We start from the raw sequence: 15,543 nt of genomic DNA on the forward strand, positions 1-15,543 counted from the left end.
ACGAGGGTTCGCTATCGCCTCCCGCCGGGCTCCCAGTCATGGATCTCGATCCCGGCGTACCGGTCCGCGGTCAGGACGGCGCGCGCCGCGTCCCGGTCCGGGGCTCTGAGGAGCGCCGCCGTACCCAGCCAGGTGGCGTCGTCGTCGGAGACCAGCGGGCCGTACGCGATCAGGTCGTCACCGCGGTCCGACGGCACGTCGAGGTCGGCGGCCGGGCCCGAGCCGAGGCCGAGCACCAGGTAGCGGTCGCCGTCGGCCGGTCCGCCGGGGAAGTCCCACATGGTTCGTCCCAGCGTGTTGCGCCAGCGGCGCAGCAGCACGTCCTGGTAGACGCCGGCCTGGTAGTTGGGTTCGTCGAAGGCGAACGCGCGGGCGGCCGCGGGATCCGGCAGGTCGACGATGTGGACGCTGCCGGTAGGAGTCTCGCCGTCCGCGGCGAAGGTCGGGCCGCGAGCGATCAACTCCCGCGCGTACCGGTCCATGTAGGACCAGTGGTCCTCCAGAAGTTCCTCGCGCAAGGCGAGGGAACCCGGCCGGTCACGGTGGTAGCAGAAGAACTCCATGGCGCTGCACTCTCCCCTGGAGGTTTCTCGGACCTCCCTCGACATCTCGCAGCATGTGATCATGCCGGTATGACTGGCGGCCGCATCATCTTCCTCAACGGGACGTCCAGTTCGGGAAAGTCGAGCATTGCCCGGGAGTTGCTGGACATCCTGGACGACGGTGTCTTCTTCCACATGGCGGTGGACAGTTTCGGCGCGATGCGCACCCGGCGAGAGCTCGGCCCGGAGGAGCTCGACACCGCCCTGCGCCTGACCCGGATGGGTTTCCACCGTTCGATCGCGGCCATGGCCGAGGTGGGCAACGACGTCGTCGTCGACCACGTGCTCAGCGAGCCGTGGCGGCTGCTCGACTGCCTGGCGGTGCTGCCCGGCGAGGACGTGTTGTTCGTCGGCGTCCACTGCCCGCTCGACGAACTGGTCCGCCGGGAACAGGCGCGGGGCGACCGCCCGCAGGGCCTCGCCGCGCACCAGTACGAACTGGTGCACCGGCACGGCGACTACGACCTGGAGTGCGACACCGGCGCGGCGGATCCCCGCGCCTGCGCCGAGCGGATCAAGGGCTTTCTCCCGGCCCGCCCCACCCCGACCGCGTTCATGCGGCTCCGGGAGAACGGGTAGGAAAGCGGCTCGCGCCTCTGCCGGTCGTGCACGAGAATGTGCCCGATGGCTGCGACGGCGCACCCTGGTCCTGACGCCGCCCCGGGCGTTCGGCTCTCGTCGGCGCGTGGGCGGTGGATTCTGACGTGCGTGGTGCTGGCGTCCGGAATGGCGATGCTCGACGGCACGGTCGTGAACGTCGCGCTGCCGACCATCGGGCGGGACCTCGATGCGTCGTTGTCCGTGCTGCAATGGGTCGTCAATGCCTACATGCTGACGCTGTCGGCGTTGTTGTTGTGGGGCGGTGCGCTGGGCGACCGGATCGGGCGGCGGCGCACGCTGGTGCTCGGTGTGGTGTGGTTCGCGGTCGCGTCGGCGCTGTGCGGATTCGCCCCGAACGAGGGGACCTTGATCGCGGCGCGGGCCTTGCAGGGGGTCGGCGGGGCGTTGCTGACACCGGGTTCACTGGCGTTGGTGCGGTCGGCGTTCCACCCCGATGATCAGTCGCGGGCGGTGGGTGCGTGGTCAGGGCTGACCGGGGTGGCCGGGGCGCTCGGGCCGTTCCTCGGCGGCTGGCTGATCGACGGCCCGGGGTGGCGGTGGATCTTTCTCATCAACGTGCCGATGGCCGCGATCGTGCTGGCGCTCGCGCTGCGGTTCGTGCCCGAGAGCCGGGACGCCTCGGCCGCAGACACCCCGTTCGACCAGCTCGGCGCCGTGCTCGCCGCGGTGTGTCTGGCCGGGGTGAGCTATGCGCTGATCGGGTCGTCCGGCGGCGCCTCCGCCGTGTCCACCGGCCTGCCCGCGGCCGTCGGCGTCGCCGCGGGTGTCGCGTTCGTGCGCGTCGAGCGGCGGCGGGCGGCGCCGATGCTGCCGCCGTCGTTGTTCGCGTCGCGGCTGTTCAGCGCGGCGAACGGGATGACGCTGTGCCTGTACGCGGGGATCGGCGGGATCCTGTTCCTGTTGCCGGTCCAGCTGCAGATCACCCTGGGCTACGACGCGTTGCAGGCGGGGACGGCGACACTCCCGGTGACCGCGCTGATGCTGTTGCTGTCCGCCCGCGCCGGCGATCTGGCACGGCGGGTCGGGCCGACGCCGCCTCTCGTGATCGGCCCGGTCATCGCCGCGGCCGGGGCGTTGCTGATGCTGCGGGTCGGGCCGGATTCCTCGTATGTCGCCGATGTGCTGCCCGCTGTCGCGGTGCTGGGCCTCGGGATGAGCCTGTTCGTGGCTCCGCTGACCGCGACCGTACTGGCGTCGGTGGACCCGGAGCACGCCGGGCTCGCGAGCGGGGTGAACAACACGGCGGCGCGGGTGGCGCAGCTGCTGGTCGTCGCCGGACTGCCGCTGGCCGTGGGGTTGTCGGGCGCGGCCTACACGCGGCCCGCCGCCGTGAACACCTCGTTCCACCGCGCGGCTTACGGGTGTGCCCTGTTGTTCGTCCTGGCGGCCGCGGCGGCCGCGCTGTTCGTGCGGCCGCGGCATGTCCGCCCTCGCCTCGCCGAGGCTCCCCGGCCCCAGTGCCGCTCCCATCTCGGGGTCGGCGCACCGGCGTTGGAGCCCGGCGACGGCCGGTGAACCCTGGCGTCTGACCTCAGGACCTTCGGCCGACCCGCTGACGCAGGCGCGATCCGAACCACGCGAAATCGACGACGAGGACGACCAGGCCCACGATGAAGAGCCAGAAGAGTCCCTTGGCGACGATCCCGACGATTCCCAGGGCGACCGCGATGAGGAAGAGAAGAACGAAGGGAGCCATGCTGCACCTCCATGGTCGCCCGGCGTTGGCCGAGCGAGGACGTCAGCTTACGCGCGGCGACGGACGGTCGGCCACACATAGGGGGCGTTCCGGACCCACGGACATGGCGAACTCACGGACGTGGCGCACTCACGGGCGTTGCGAACTCACGGGCGTTGCGAACTCACGGGCGTTGCGGACTCACGGGCGTTGCGGACTCACGGGCGTTGCGGGCGGCCGAAGAGCGCGGCCAGCGCGCGGTCGACGACGGCGGTCACGTCCTCGTCACCGGCCGGCACAAGGGCGTACGAGCGCTGCAGGAACCGGCGCAGGGCCGAGGTGTCGAACTGGACGACGGCCATCCCTTCCGGCGCGTGCAGTTCCACGACGGTACGGGCCCTGCCGCACGGCCAGACATGTACGTCCCCGGCTCCGGTGGGCGCGCGCAGCCCCTCGTCGAGGAGGGCGCGGGCGAAGGACCACGCGACCTCGACCCCGGCCAGGGTGACCGCGGCGGGAAAGGCCAACCGAATCGCGAGCGGGTCGGCAGAGGCATAGCAAAGGGTGACGGTGACGGCGCGCTCGGGGCCGCCACGCCCTTCGGCGGTGACGAGACGGGCCCGTACAGGCTGTTCGAGGGTGACGGGCAGCGTGGTCGGCATGGCAGGCTCCCTTTCTGCGCTGCGTGGTTCCTGATGCCTGTTCGACGCGACAGCGGGGCGACGCATTACGGCAAAGCCAGAAAAGGTCCGTGTGACCTACGCCACTCATCTTCTCACCTCTTCATAATCCGACATTTGTGGCTTAACGTTCAAATATGCCGCCCGATCCGCAGTCGGGCCCCTCTGCCGACGTCGGACGGAAGATCCCTGCCATGACCGACGGCCCCGCCGCCGCGCCGATATCCGAGTACGCCCGTGTCTACGAAGCCGAGCAGCCGCGCCTTGTCGCGTACGCCCGCTCGCTGACGGGAAGCCCCTGGCTCGCCGACGATCTCGTGGCCGAGGCGCACTTCCGGGTGTGGCGACGACTCTCCGCCGGGCACACCATCGACAACGTGGCCGCCTATCTGACGACGACGGTGCGCCATCTCGCGGCCACGGCCGGGCGCGGAGCCGCACGGGAGACCCCGCTGGATCCCCACACGGGAGTCGAGGCGGCACAAGTGGCCTCCGGCGCATACGAGAGTGCATACGGGGAGAGCGCCTACGGGGAGGGTGCATACGGGGATCAGGACCCGGCCTCCCGGGTCGCAAGCGTGGATCTGCTGACCCGGGTGCTCGGGCAGTTGCCCGAGCGCTGGGTGAAAGCGCTGTGGCTGGCCGAGGCGGAGGGACAGCCGCTGGAGGCGGTGGGCCGGCGGATCGGCGCGGGCAGCGGGGCCACGGCCGTCCTGCTGCATCGCGCGCGGGAAGGGATGCGCCAGGCATTTCTGCGGGCCCACCCCGGCACACCCGAGGATCCGGCCTGCGAGGCGCACTGGGATCGCATGCCCGCGCACGTGCGTGACGCCGCGTCCGCGCGGCAGTCCGAGAAACTCCTCGCCCACGTCGACACCTGCGACGACTGCCGGGCCCGGCTCGCGATCCTGCTGCGCGCCAACACCCGGCTGCCGGCCCTGGTGGGCCCGGCGCTCCTGATCTTCGTACTCGGCGGCGCGGGCAAGTTCCTGCTGCCGCTCGCCGCCGGGGCTGGTGCGGGAGTCGGCGGCGTGTCCGGCGCGCACGGGTCGGGCGTGCTGCACGGGATGCGGCACGTGCTGGCCGGTGGATCCAAGGCTCCGGCAGCGGTGGCCGGCGTACTCGGGGTCTCGGTGGCGGGAGCGGCGGTCGCGGCCGGGCTCGTGCTCGCCGGGCCCGAGGACGCGGTGCCTCCGCCGCGGTCCGCTGCGGCGATCGGCGACGCACACACCGAACGGGGCGGCACACCGACCCCGGCCCCGCGAGCGGCGCAGCTGCCCGGCCCGTCAACTCCCCCTTCAGATAAGCCAGTTGCGCCCAAGCCTCAGCAGGGGCAAGAGCGAGAGCAGAAGCAGCAGCGACCTACGGCGCCGAGCGCCCCGAAGGCGCCGGCGCAACCGTCCGCACCGGCCAAGAACCAGACCCGGCGGCCCGCCGCGCCCGCGACGCCCACCCTGCCGGCCCAGCCGAAGGCCCCGGCCGCTCCCCCGCGGCCGACGACGCCCGAGGCTCCGGTCACGCCGGAGGCGCCGGACACTCCATCGGCCCCTCCCTCCCGGGCCCGGCCGGCGACGCCCGGGACCGGCGCCCCGCCGAGCCCGACGACACCGGCGACACCGACGACACCGACGACCCCGGCCGAGACCACCGACCCTGGGGCCCCTGGACCCGGCGAACCCACTCAGCCCGCCCAGCCCACTAAGCCCGCTGAGCCCACGACGCCTTCTGAGCCCACCGCACCAGCCGAACCCACCGGACCCACTGGACCCACTGGACCCACCGCAACCTGCGCGCCTTGGCTCGGTCCGATCTACATCTGCTACGTCGGCTGATCCCGGTCACCCCGCACAACCAAAACCACCCACGCACCCCCGCACCCCCGCACCCCCGCCCGCCGCAGGGCCCTACTGGTGCGCCGGGCGACCACACGTTGCACCATGGCTGCATGCTCTTCGCCCGGCTCGCTCAGGTGTCCCAGGAGGTCGCCGCCACCTCGGCGCGGTCCCGGAAGATCGAACTGCTCGCGGAGCTGTTCCGGGACGCGGACCCGGACGACGTGCCGATCGTCATCCCCTACCTGGCGGGACGCCTCCCCCAGGGGCGGCTCGGCATCGGGTGGCGGGTGCTGAGCGAGCACGTGGAGCCGGCCGCCGAGCCGCGGCTGAGCGTGCGGGACGTCGACGCGGCGCTGACCGTCCTCGGCGATGTGGCCGGCGCCGGATCACAGGCCGAACGGCGGCGCCTGGTAGGTGAGTTGATGGCGGCCGCGACGGAGGACGAGCAGCGTTTCCTGGTCGGGCTCGTGACCGGCGAGGTACGCCAGGGCGCTCTGGATGCGGTCGCGCTGGAAGGGCTCGCCCGAGCGACCGACGCGCCGCCGGTGGACGTACGGCGTGCGGTGATGCTGGCGGGCGGGTTGCAGCCGGTCGCGCAGGCGCTGCTCGCCGGGGGCCCGGCCGCTCTCGAGGAGTTCCGGCTCACCGTGCGGCACCCCGTGCAGCCGATGCTGGCGCACTCCGCGGGCTCGGTCGGCGAGGCGCTGGAGAAGCTCGCCAAGCTGGGACCGTGCGCGGTGGAGGAGAAGCTCGACGGCATCCGCGTCCAGGTGCACCGGGACGGGGACGAGGTCCACATCTTCACCCGCACGCTCGACGACATCACCGATCGGCTGCCCGAAGTGACGGCGGCAGCAAGGGAGTTGGAGAGCGAGCAGTTCATTCTGGACGGCGAGGTCATCGCGCTGGACGACGCGGGGCGGCCGCGGGCGTTCCAGGAGGTCGCCGGGCGGGTCGGGTCCCGGGTGGACGTGGCGCGGGCCGCCGAAGCGGTGCCCGTATCGGCGGTCTTCTTCGACGTGTTGTATGCCGACGGGCACGATCTGCTCTCGCTGCCGTTCGCCCAGCGGCACGAGCGCCTCACCCGGCTCGTGCCGGAGCCGATGCGGGTGCGGCGGACGGTGGTCGAGGGCCCCGCCGAGGCGGAGCAGCGGGCGGCGGCGCAGGACTTCTTCGCCGCGACACTCGATCGCGGGCACGAGGGTGTCGTCGTCAAGGGCCTCGAAGCCCCGTACAGCGCGGGGCGGCGGGGCGCGTCCTGGCTGAAGGTGAAGCCGGTGCACACGCTCGATCTGGTGGTGCTCGCCGCCGAGTGGGGGCACGGGCGGCGCACGGGGAAACTGTCCAACCTGCACCTGGGCGCGCGGCGCGGCGACGGCACCTTCGCGATGCTCGGCAAGACGTTCAAGGGGCTCACCGACGCGCTGCTCGCCTGGCAGACGGAGCGGCTGCGGGAGCTGGCGGTAGGTGACGACGGGCACGTGGTGACGGTGCGGCCCGAGCTGGTCGTGGAGATCGCGTACGACGGTCTGCAAAGGTCGACGCGGTATCCGGCGGGCGTGACGTTGCGATTCGCGCGCGTGGTGCGCTATCGGGAGGACAAGACGCCGGAGCAGGCCGACACCGTGGAGACGGTCCTGGCGGCGCACCCGACCCTCGGCGGCTGACGTGCACCGGCCGTACACCCGGCCCTCGACAGCTGACAGTTTCTTTGCCAAAACATGAACCGTATAAGGTGACACTTGCATCGAAAGATGCATCAGCCACCTAACGGCCACCGGGACCGCAGCCCGGACATGCACGGACAAGGGGAGAGACGTGCCCGCTTCACGCCTGAGCAGGACGCCATTGCCGGGGATCGGATTCCGCTACGACCTCACCACGCGAGAACAACGCCAACTGTCGGTCGTCGCGCACCGGGACGGGGGCCGCACGCTCAGCGCGTACCAGGCCGATGACCCGGACGCCTGTGCCCTGTCGCTGAAGCTGTCCTCGGGCGAGGCGGCGTATCTCATCGATGCGTTGATGCCCTCGCACCACAGCCCGAACCTGCTGCACACCACCGACCTGGGCCTGGTCGCCGAGCGCATCGAGATACCGGCCGTGTCGCACTGGAACGGCCGGCTGCTCGGGGAGACGCACATGCGTACCGAGACGGGCGCGTCGATCGTCGCCGTGCTGCGCCGGGCCGACGCGATCCCGTCGCCGACGCCGGACTTCCGGCTCGCGGGCGGCGACACGGTCATCGTGATCGGCACCCGCGAGGGCGTCGAGGCCGCGGCCGCGATCCTGGGTCGGGAGTGATCGGATGCATTCCGCTGTCTTTCTCATCGAGTTCGGGGCGATCATCCTGGCGCTCGGCCTGCTGGGCCGGCTCGCCGGGCGGATGAGCTTCTCGCCCATCCCGCTCTACCTCCTCGCGGGACTCGCGTTCGGCGAGGGCGGTCTGCTGCCGCTCGGCGCGAGCGAGGAGTTCGTCGCGATCGGCGCCGAAATAGGCGTGATCCTGCTGCTGTTGATGCTCGGCCTGGAGTACACGGCGAGCGATCTCGTCAGCAATCTGAAGACGCAGTACCCGGCGGGGCTCGTCGACATGACGTTCAACGCGCTGCCGGGCGCGGCCGCCGCGCTGCTGATGGGCTGGGGCCCGGTCGCGGCCGTCGTGCTCGCCGGTGTCACCTGGATCTCGTCGTCGGGCGTGATCGCCAAGGTGCTCGGCGACCTCGGGCGGCTCGGCAACCGGGAGACGCCGGTCATCCTCAGCATCCTGGTCCTGGAGGACCTGGCGATGGCCGTGTATCTGCCGATCATCACCGCGCTGCTCGCCGGGGTCGGCTGGGCCGCGGGCGGGCTCACGCTGGCGATCGCGCTGGGTGCGGCCGGGCTCGTCCTGTTCGTGGCGGTGCGCTACGGACGGCACATATCCCGGTTCGTGTCGAACGACGACCCGGAGAAGCTGCTCCTGGTCGTGCTCGGTCTGACGATCCTGGTCGCCGGAATCGCGCAGCAGCTCCAGGTGTCCGCCGCCGTCGGCGCGTTCCTCGTCGGCATCGCCCTGTCCGGCGAGGTCGCCGAGGGCACGCACACGCTGCTCTCGCCGCTGCGGGACCTGTTCGCCGCGGTGTTCTTCGTCTTCTTCGGGCTGCACACCGATCCGGCGAGCATTCCGCCGGTGCTGCTGCCCGCACTGCTGCTGGCCGTGGTCACGGCCTGCACGAAGATCTTCACCGGGTACTGGGCCGCACGCCGGGCCGGGGTCTCGCTGAAGGGGCGCTGGCGGGCCGGCGGCGCGCTGGTCGCGCGCGGGGAGTTCTCCATCGTGATCGCGGGGCTCGCGGTGACGTCCGGGATCGAGCCGCGACTCGGGCCGCTGGCGACCGCGTACGTGCTGATCCTGGTGATCGTGGGACCGCTCACCGCCCGGTACACCCAGCCACTGGCCCAGCGGCTGCTCGCCCGGCGTACGCAGGAGACCGCGGCCGCGGCGGTCTCGGTGCCGGGGCCCCGCGCGTCGGAGGACTCCGCGCAGGTGGATTCCGCGCAGGTCGACCCCGAGCAGGTCGACTCCGCGAAGGTGGACAAGCGGATCGGCTGAGCGTGCGAGGCCGGGCTCACGGACGGTGACCGGAGCGGTGAACGCTGCCGTTCCCTCCCCGGTCGCCGTCCGTGAGCCCGGCGCTTAGCGTGGTGGAGGAGCTTGATCAGGGGGGTGCACCTGGGCGTCTGGAGGCCACCATGGATCGCTCGTCCGACTCCGCCGCGGCATCGTCCGAGCCCGGCATACGCACCACGCCACCCGAGGGCGGCGCGGTGCCGTACACGGGCGGTGGGAACCATGAGCACCGATGGCTGATCCTCGCCGTCATCGGCATCGCTCAGCTGATGGTCGTCCTCGACGCGACGATCGTGAACATCGCGCTGCCCTCCGCGCAGAAGGATCTCGGCTTCAGCGACGGCAACCGCCAGTGGATCGTCACCGCGTACGCGCTCGCGTTCGGCAGCCTCCTGCTGCTCGGCGGCCGCGTCGCCGACCTGGTGGGCCGCAGGACCGTGTTCATCGCCGGTCTGATCGGCTTCGCGGCGGCCTCGGCACTGGGCGGCGCGGCGACGAGTTTCGGAATGCTGGTGTTCGCGCGGGCGCTGCAGGGTGTGTTCGGCGCGCTGCTCGCACCAGCCGCGCTGTCGCTGCTGACGACGACGTTCACCGACCCGCGCGAGCGCGCGAAGGCGTTCGGCATCTACGGCGCCATCGCGGGCGCGGGCGGCGCGGTCGGCCTGCTGCTGGGCGGTGTGCTGACCGAGTACCTGGACTGGCGCTGGTGCCTGTACGTGAACCTGCTGTTCGCGGTGGTCGCGATCCTCGGCGGGATACGGCTGCTGCACGGCGGCCGGCCCACGGACCGGCCGAAGCTGGACGTGCCCGGCACGGTGCTGGTCTCGGTCGGCCTGTTCTGCATCGTCTACGGGTTCTCGAACGCCGAGTCGCACGCCTGGGGCGATTTCCTGACGTGGGGCTTCCTCGTCATCGGCGTACTGCTGCTCGTCGCGTTCGCCTGGTGGCAGATGCGGGCGCCGCATCCGCTGCTGCCGCTGCGCGTGATCCTGGACCGGGACCGCGGGGCGTCGTACCTCGCGATGTTCATCTCCGGCGCGGGCATGTTCGGTGTGTTCCTGTTCCTGACGTACTACCTGCAGCAGATCCTCGCGTACTCGCCGGTGATCACCGGTGTGGCGTTCCTGCCGATGGTGGCCTGCATGGTGTTCTCCTCGGTCGTCACGACGAACTATCTGGTCCCCAAGCTGGGGCCGAAACCGATCGTGCCGCTCGGTATGGCCCTCTCCGCCGTGGGCATGGGATGGCTGACCGCGCTCGATCTGCACAGCAGTTACGCGGCCCACGTGCTGCCGCCGCTGCTCGTCGCCGGTCTCGGACTCGGACTGATCTTCGCGACGGCGATGAACCTGGCCACGGCAGGGGTCGCCGCGCACGACGCGGGTGTCGCCTCCGCGATGGTCAACACCAGCCAGCAGGTGGGCGGTTCGATCGGCACGGCGCTGCTGAACTCGCTCGCGACGGGCGCCGCCACGAACTACCTCGTCGGCAAGCGGCCCTCGCCGCTGGTGCAGGCACAGGCCTCGATGGAGAGCTACTCGACCGCGTTCTGGTGGTCGGCGCTGTTCTTCGCGGTCGGCTTCGTGGTGACGCTGGTGCTGTACCGGCCGGGTGTACCGAAGTCGGCCGCGGCCGATGACGCCGTGCACGTCTGATCCGGTTCGGATCAGCCATCCAGGGGGCATACCCCTTCTGCAAAGTCCGCCCGCCCGGCCGTGCGCCGGGCGGGCGGAGGCGCCTGTGCGGGGTGACGGGTCAGGGGCGGGGAGCGAGGGGGATCAGCCATGCGCGGCGTGCCGTACGAGGCGTACCAGGTGGACAGCGAACGGCTCGCGACGGCGTTCGTCGACGTGGCGGAGGCCGCCGCGCGGGGTGGTGCGCCGGCCTTGGCGGCCCTGGTCGGGAGCTGTATATCGCTGCTCGGGGTGCCCTCGGCGTCGGCCGTGTTCAAGCCGCCGACGGGGCGGGTCGAGATGGCCGCGTCGGACGATCGGGGCCTGCGCCTTGAGCGGGCCTCGCTGTCCTGGGGCGAGGGCCCCGGCGCGGACTGCCGGGCCTCGGCGCAGCCCATCCGTGGCGTGCCTCTGGCACATCCCTACGCGCGGGCCAACTGGCCGTCGTACACGGCGATGGCGCGCTCGCTCGGCTTCGCCTGCGTGGTGGCGGTGCCGCTGCGCACGACGGAGATGGCGGTCGGCTCGCTCAGCCTGCTCTCCGAACGATCCGGCCCGCCCGGAGCGCTGCAACTGCGCCTGGGCCAGCACCTGGCGGATGCCACCGCACTCGGCATCCTGCCCCGCACTCTCTTCTGACCGGCCCCGGCTGGGGGTTTTCCCCCAGCCGGTTCGGAGGACAACCTCGTTCCGCGGCCTGGCCCCCGCTCGTAGCGTGAACCATGTGGATCACACACAACGCGCGCCGGAACCAGGAAGTCGTGATGCCGTCATGCGTGATCGGTCGACCGTCGTCCGCACGATCCTGCGGGCTCCCCCGATGCGGCGGGCGTGGACGGAGGCGGCGTACAGCCTCCTGTCCTACGTTCCCGCGGTCGCGGGGTTCCTGCTCGTGGTGGTCGCTCTGGCCCTCGGCGCGGCGCTCACACTGACGCTGATCGGGGCGGTGCTCGGCGTCCTGTTCCTGATGGGCGGGCTCGGCCTCGCCCGCGCCCTGGGCGCACTCCAACGGCGCCTGGCCGTAGGCCTGTTGGGCGAGCAGGTCACGACTCCGAGCGGGCGGCGGGCGGTCGGCGGCTTCGTCGCGCGCGCGGAGGCACGGCTGCGGGACGCAGCGGCGTGGCGAGCCGTGGCGTACATCATGGCGAAGCTGCCGCTGGCGATGGTGAGCCTCTACGCACTGTCGTGGTGGGCGGTCGGCGCGGTGAACCTGATCGCGCCGGTGCGCTGGGCGTTCACGCCGGACGACCTGAACCTCGTGACACCGCTGCCGTGGGGCGGCTCCCCGCAACTGCACTCTTTTGGGGCCTCGTTGGGCACGACGATGGCGGGATGCGTGATCCTCGTGGCCGCTCCGTGGCTGACCCGCGGGATCGTCGCCGTGGACCGTCGTCTCGTACGTGGACTGCTCGGGCCCGATCACATGGCCGATCGCGTAAGGGACTTGGAGGAGACGCGGGCGCTCGCCGTGGACGAGGCGAACGAGCGGTTGCGCCGCCTGGAGCGCGATCTGCACGACGGAGCCCAGGTCCGCCTCGTCGCACTGGCGATGAGCCTGGACATGGTCCGCGAACAGCTCGACGACCGGGACCGGCCGGAGCTGCGCCGCCTGGTGGAGTCGGCCCGGGACAACGCCTCGGAGGCGCTGACCGAGCTGCGTGACCTGTCGCGGGGCCTGCATCCGGCGGCCCTCGACGGCGGTCTCGCCGACGCCCTCACGACACTCGCGGCGCGGTCCGCACTGCCGGTCGAGGTGACCGTGGACGTCCCCGTACGGCCGACCCCGGCGATCGAGTCCCTCGCGTATTTCTGCACGGCGGAGCTGCTGGCCAATGTCATCAAGCACAGCGCGGCGGGGCGCTGCCGCGTCGAACTGTCCACTGGGGGCGGGACGTTGAGGTTACGGGTGTCCGATGACGGGCGGGGCGGCGCGCACATCGTCTCGGACGGGGGGCTTGCGGGGCTGGTGCGGCGGGTGCGGACGGTGGACGGGGTGCTGGAGGTGGCCAGTCCCACGGGCGGGCCGACATCGGTGACCGTGCGGTTGCCGCCGCACGCATGATCAGCCCCTCCGGCGATCGAGGAGCGGGGTCCGGGGCGGAGCCCCGAGGCCTGAGCTCGAACGCGGGCCCGCACACGTGAAAGGCTGCACCCATGCGCGTAGTGATCGCCGAGGACGCCGCCATCCTGCGCGAGCTGCTCGCCCAGATGCTCACCATGCGCGGCCACGAGGTCTGCGCCACCGTGGCCGACGCGGACGCCTTCCGCGAAGCGGTGGCCGCACACCGGCCCGACGTGACCGTCGTGGACATCCGCATGCCCCCGACGCACACCGACGACGGACTGCGTGCCGCGATCGACATCCGGCGGGAACACCCCGGCACCGGCGTGCTCCTCTTCTCCCAGTACGTCGAGACGAAGTACGCCACCCGTCTGCTGGCCGAGGGCTCGGCGGGCGTCGGGTATCTGCTGAAGGAGCGGGTCTCGAACGTCGCCGAGTTCACCGACGCGCTCTCGCGGGTCGCGTCGGGCGGGACGGCCCTGGACCCGGAGGTGGTGACACAGCTCGCCGGGGCGGGCCGGCGCACCGAGGAACTGGCCTCGCTCACCGGCCGGGAGCGGGTCGTACTGACCCTGATGGCCGAGGGCCGCTCGAACGCCGCGATCGCCCAGTCGCTGCACGTCTCCGCGGGCACCGTGGAGAAGCACGTGGCGGCGATCTTCGGCAAGCTCGGCCTGCCCGTGTCCGAGGACCGGAACCGCCGCGTACTCGCGGTCATCCGGTATCTGCACCGAGACTGAGGGCATGGCCGACGCGACGAAGCGAACGAGACGCAGTGCGGGGCTGCTCCTCTTCCGCCGCACTCCTGACGGGCCCGAGGTGCTGCTCGGTCACATGGGCGGCCCGTTCTGGGCGCGCAAGGACGCGGGCGCGTGGAGCGTCCCGAAGGGCGAGTACGGGGCGGACGAGGCGCCCTGGGACGCGGCGCGGCGCGAGTTCCGCGAGGAGCTGGGCCTGCCCGCGCCGGACGGGACGCCGCTGCCGCTCGGCGACACGGTGCAGTCCGGCGGCAAGCACGTCACGGTGTGGGCGGTGGAGGCCGATCTCGATCCGGCGGACATGGTGGCGGGCACCTTCACGATGGAGTGGCCGCGCGGCTCGGGCCGGATCGCCGAGTTCCCCGAGCTGGACCGGGTGGCGTGGTTCGGCCTGGACGCGGCGCGGGCGGCCGTGGTCAAGGCGCAGTCGGTGTTCCTGGACCGGCTCGCCGAGCAGGTCTGACCGTGGCTTGTCCGGGTACGCGGAGGTACCCCCCGCGTTGCGCGGCCCCGCGCCGCGCGGGAAGGTCGAAGGATCCGCGCACAGGAGGTCGCCCCCATGCCCATCGCGACGGTCAACCCCGCGAACGGCGAGACACTGAAGACGTACGACGCCCTCTCCCCCGAGGACATCGAGCAGAAGCTGGCCCTGGCGGCCCGGACGTTCGACACGTACCGCACGACGACGTTCTTCGACCGGGCCAGGCTGCTGCAGCAGGCCGCCGATCTACTGGACGCGGACGCCCCGGACATCGCGCGCGTCATGACGACGGAGATGGGCAAGCCGGTCGCGGCCGCCCGCGCCGAGGCGCAGAAGTGCGCCAAGACGATGCGCTGGTACGCGGAGAACGCGCAGCATCTGCTGGCCGACGAGCACCCCGCGGAGGCGGACGTGAAGGACTCCGGGGCGGCCCGCGCGCACGTGCGCTACCGGCCGCTGGGCGTGGTCCTCGCGGTGATGCCGTGGAACTTCCCGCTGTGGCAGGTCGTCCGCTTCGCGGCGCCCGCCCTGATGGCCGGGAACGTGGGCCTGCTCAAGCACGCGTCGAACGTCCCGCAGACCGCCCTCTACCTGGAGGACCTGTTCCGCCGGGCCGGTTTCCCCGAGGGCTGCTTCCAGACGCTCCTGGTCGGCTCCGGCGCGATCGAGGGCATCCTGCGCGACGAACGCGTGGCGGCGGCGACCCTCACCGGGAGCGAGCCCGCCGGCCGGTCCGTCGCCTCGATCGCCGGTGACGAGGTGAAGAAGACGGTCCTGGAGCTGGGCGGCAGCGACCCGTACGTGGTCATGCCGTCGGCGGACGTCGCCAAGGCCGCGAAGACGGCGGTGACGGCCCGTACGCAGAACAACGGGCAGTCGTGCATCGCGGCGAAGCGGTTCATCGTGCACGAGGACGTCTTCACCGAGTTCAGGGACGCGTTCGTGGAGGGCATGCGGGCGCTGCGCGTGGGCGATCCGCTCGACGAGTCGACGGACATCGGTCCGCTCGCCAGCGAGCAGGGCAGGAAGGACCTGGAGGAGCTGGTCGACGACGCCGTCGAGTCCGGGGCCACCGTGTTGTGCGGCGGGCAGCGGCCGAAGGACTTCGCGGACCGCGGCTGGTTCTACGAGCCGACGGTGCTCGCCGACATCAGGCCCGAGATGCGCATCCACCGCGAGGAGACGTTCGGTCCTGTCGCGACGGTGTACCGGGTCGCGGACCTGGACGAGGCGATCAAGGTCGCGAACGACACGCCGTTCGGGCTGAGTTCCAACCTGTGGACCGGTGACGAGGACGAGATCGAGCGGTTCGCCCGGGACAGCGGGGCGGGCGGGGTATTTGTGAACGGCATGACGGCCTCGCACCCGGCGCTCCCCTTCGGCGGCGCCAAGCGGTCCGGTTACGGGCGCGAGCTCGCGGGCCACGGGATCAAGGAGTTCTGCAACATCACCACCGTGTGGGTCGCGGCCTGAACCGACCCGGCGCACCCCTTACCGCAGAACGATCAAAACGCTCAACTTGGGCGATCCTCTTGAGCGTTTC

Annotated in this window: 15 protein-coding genes; 12 read left to right on the plus strand and 3 right to left on the minus strand. The window is 71.8% G+C overall.

Annotation, left to right across the window (positions count from 1 at the left end; translation table 11 throughout):
• Positions 1-11: 11 nt before the first annotated feature.
• Positions 12-563 carry a YciI family protein gene (locus ACIREE_RS29360; RefSeq protein WP_404158527.1) on the minus strand — a complete coding sequence of 184 codons (552 nt, stop codon included), beginning with the start codon at positions 561-563 and terminating at the stop codon, positions 12-14.
• Between the two features lie 69 nt (positions 564-632).
• Between ACIREE_RS29360 and ACIREE_RS29365 the strand changes: the two genes are divergently transcribed.
• The gene (locus ACIREE_RS29365; RefSeq protein WP_404158530.1) at positions 633-1,181 is read left to right on the plus strand and encodes a chloramphenicol phosphotransferase CPT family protein; all 549 of its coding nucleotides are present in this window, start codon (positions 633-635) and stop codon (positions 1,179-1,181) included.
• A 45-nt stretch (positions 1,182-1,226) separates the two neighbouring features.
• The gene (locus ACIREE_RS29370) at positions 1,227-2,738 is read left to right on the plus strand and encodes an MFS transporter (RefSeq protein ID WP_404158533.1); all 1,512 of its coding nucleotides are present in this window, start codon (positions 1,227-1,229) and stop codon (positions 2,736-2,738) included.
• Between the two features lie 16 nt (positions 2,739-2,754).
• Here ACIREE_RS29370 and ACIREE_RS29375 read toward each other — a convergent pair whose 3' ends face one another.
• Together ACIREE_RS29375 and ACIREE_RS29380 are read right to left on the minus strand one after the other, a co-directional pair.
• Complete coding sequence (locus ACIREE_RS29375; RefSeq protein WP_404158536.1) at positions 2,755-2,919, minus strand: hypothetical protein; 165 nt, start codon at positions 2,917-2,919, stop codon at positions 2,755-2,757.
• A gap of 197 nt (positions 2,920-3,116) precedes the next feature.
• Positions 3,117-3,560 (minus strand): SsgA family sporulation/cell division regulator, encoded by a 444-nt coding sequence (locus ACIREE_RS29380; RefSeq protein WP_404158539.1) that lies wholly within the window; start codon positions 3,558-3,560, stop codon positions 3,117-3,119.
• A 212-nt stretch (positions 3,561-3,772) separates the two neighbouring features.
• Between ACIREE_RS29380 and ACIREE_RS29385 the strand changes: the two genes are divergently transcribed.
• The 10 genes from ACIREE_RS29385 to ACIREE_RS29430 all read left to right on the plus strand — a co-directional run bounded on the left by ACIREE_RS29385 (position 3,773) and on the right by ACIREE_RS29430 (position 15,473).
• On the plus strand, positions 3,773-5,410 hold the full coding sequence (locus ACIREE_RS29385) for a sigma factor (RefSeq protein ID WP_404158542.1): 1,638 nt from the start codon (positions 3,773-3,775) through the stop codon (positions 5,408-5,410).
• Between the two features lie 113 nt (positions 5,411-5,523).
• Positions 5,524-7,080, plus strand: coding sequence for an ATP-dependent DNA ligase (locus ACIREE_RS29390; RefSeq protein ID WP_404158545.1), 1,557 nt, complete (start codon positions 5,524-5,526; stop codon positions 7,078-7,080).
• A 166-nt stretch (positions 7,081-7,246) separates the two neighbouring features.
• Positions 7,247-7,717 (plus strand): cation:proton antiporter regulatory subunit, encoded by a 471-nt coding sequence (locus ACIREE_RS29395; protein ID WP_404159086.1) that lies wholly within the window; start codon positions 7,247-7,249, stop codon positions 7,715-7,717.
• Positions 7,718-7,721: 4 nt separating this feature from the next.
• Entirely contained in the window at positions 7,722-9,008 is a 1,287-nt protein-coding gene (locus ACIREE_RS29400) for a cation:proton antiporter (RefSeq protein WP_404158548.1), read from the plus strand.
• Positions 9,009-9,148: 140 nt separating this feature from the next.
• Entirely contained in the window at positions 9,149-10,681 is a 1,533-nt protein-coding gene (locus tag ACIREE_RS29405) for an MFS transporter (protein WP_404158551.1), read from the plus strand.
• A gap of 129 nt (positions 10,682-10,810) precedes the next feature.
• Positions 10,811-11,338 (plus strand): GAF domain-containing protein, encoded by a 528-nt coding sequence (locus ACIREE_RS29410; RefSeq protein WP_404158553.1) that lies wholly within the window; start codon positions 10,811-10,813, stop codon positions 11,336-11,338.
• Between the two features lie 133 nt (positions 11,339-11,471).
• Positions 11,472-12,761: a sensor histidine kinase gene (locus ACIREE_RS29415; protein WP_404158556.1), complete on the plus strand. Its 1,290-nt coding sequence runs from the start codon at positions 11,472-11,474 to the stop codon at positions 12,759-12,761.
• A 92-nt stretch (positions 12,762-12,853) separates the two neighbouring features.
• Positions 12,854-13,501 carry a response regulator transcription factor gene (locus ACIREE_RS29420; protein WP_404158559.1) on the plus strand — a complete coding sequence of 216 codons (648 nt, stop codon included), beginning with the start codon at positions 12,854-12,856 and terminating at the stop codon, positions 13,499-13,501.
• A 4-nt stretch (positions 13,502-13,505) separates the two neighbouring features.
• Entirely contained in the window at positions 13,506-13,982 is a 477-nt protein-coding gene (locus tag ACIREE_RS29425; protein WP_404158562.1) for an NUDIX domain-containing protein, read from the plus strand.
• 96 nt (positions 13,983-14,078) lie between these two features.
• Positions 14,079-15,473: an NADP-dependent succinic semialdehyde dehydrogenase gene (locus ACIREE_RS29430; protein ID WP_404158565.1), complete on the plus strand. Its 1,395-nt coding sequence runs from the start codon at positions 14,079-14,081 to the stop codon at positions 15,471-15,473.
• Positions 15,474-15,543 lie beyond the last annotated feature (70 nt).

Origin of the sequence: Streptomyces sp. NPDC102467, assembly GCF_044765445.1 — a bacterium.
Taxonomy (GTDB): Bacteria; Actinomycetota; Actinomycetes; order Streptomycetales; family Streptomycetaceae; genus Streptomyces.

Coding starts and splice junctions, on each gene's coding strand:
- ACIREE_RS29360 (WP_404158527.1), bottom strand. CDS start 563: ATGGAGTTCTTCTGCTACCACCGTGACCGGCCGGGTTCCCTCGCCTTG.
- ACIREE_RS29365 (WP_404158530.1), top strand. CDS start 633: ATGACTGGCGGCCGCATCATCTTCCTCAACGGGACGTCCAGTTCGGGA.
- ACIREE_RS29370 (WP_404158533.1), top strand. CDS start 1,227: ATGGCTGCGACGGCGCACCCTGGTCCTGACGCCGCCCCGGGCGTTCGG.
- ACIREE_RS29375 (WP_404158536.1), bottom strand. CDS start 2,919: ATGGCTCCCTTCGTTCTTCTCTTCCTCATCGCGGTCGCCCTGGGAATC.
- ACIREE_RS29380 (WP_404158539.1), bottom strand. CDS start 3,560: ATGCCGACCACGCTGCCCGTCACCCTCGAACAGCCTGTACGGGCCCGT.
- ACIREE_RS29385 (WP_404158542.1), top strand. CDS start 3,773: ATGACCGACGGCCCCGCCGCCGCGCCGATATCCGAGTACGCCCGTGTC.
- ACIREE_RS29390 (WP_404158545.1), top strand. CDS start 5,524: ATGCTCTTCGCCCGGCTCGCTCAGGTGTCCCAGGAGGTCGCCGCCACC.
- ACIREE_RS29400 (WP_404158548.1), top strand. CDS start 7,722: ATGCATTCCGCTGTCTTTCTCATCGAGTTCGGGGCGATCATCCTGGCG.
- ACIREE_RS29405 (WP_404158551.1), top strand. CDS start 9,149: ATGGATCGCTCGTCCGACTCCGCCGCGGCATCGTCCGAGCCCGGCATA.
- ACIREE_RS29410 (WP_404158553.1), top strand. CDS start 10,811: ATGCGCGGCGTGCCGTACGAGGCGTACCAGGTGGACAGCGAACGGCTC.
- ACIREE_RS29415 (WP_404158556.1), top strand. CDS start 11,472: ATGCGTGATCGGTCGACCGTCGTCCGCACGATCCTGCGGGCTCCCCCG.
- ACIREE_RS29420 (WP_404158559.1), top strand. CDS start 12,854: ATGCGCGTAGTGATCGCCGAGGACGCCGCCATCCTGCGCGAGCTGCTC.
- ACIREE_RS29425 (WP_404158562.1), top strand. CDS start 13,506: ATGGCCGACGCGACGAAGCGAACGAGACGCAGTGCGGGGCTGCTCCTC.
- ACIREE_RS29430 (WP_404158565.1), top strand. CDS start 14,079: ATGCCCATCGCGACGGTCAACCCCGCGAACGGCGAGACACTGAAGACG.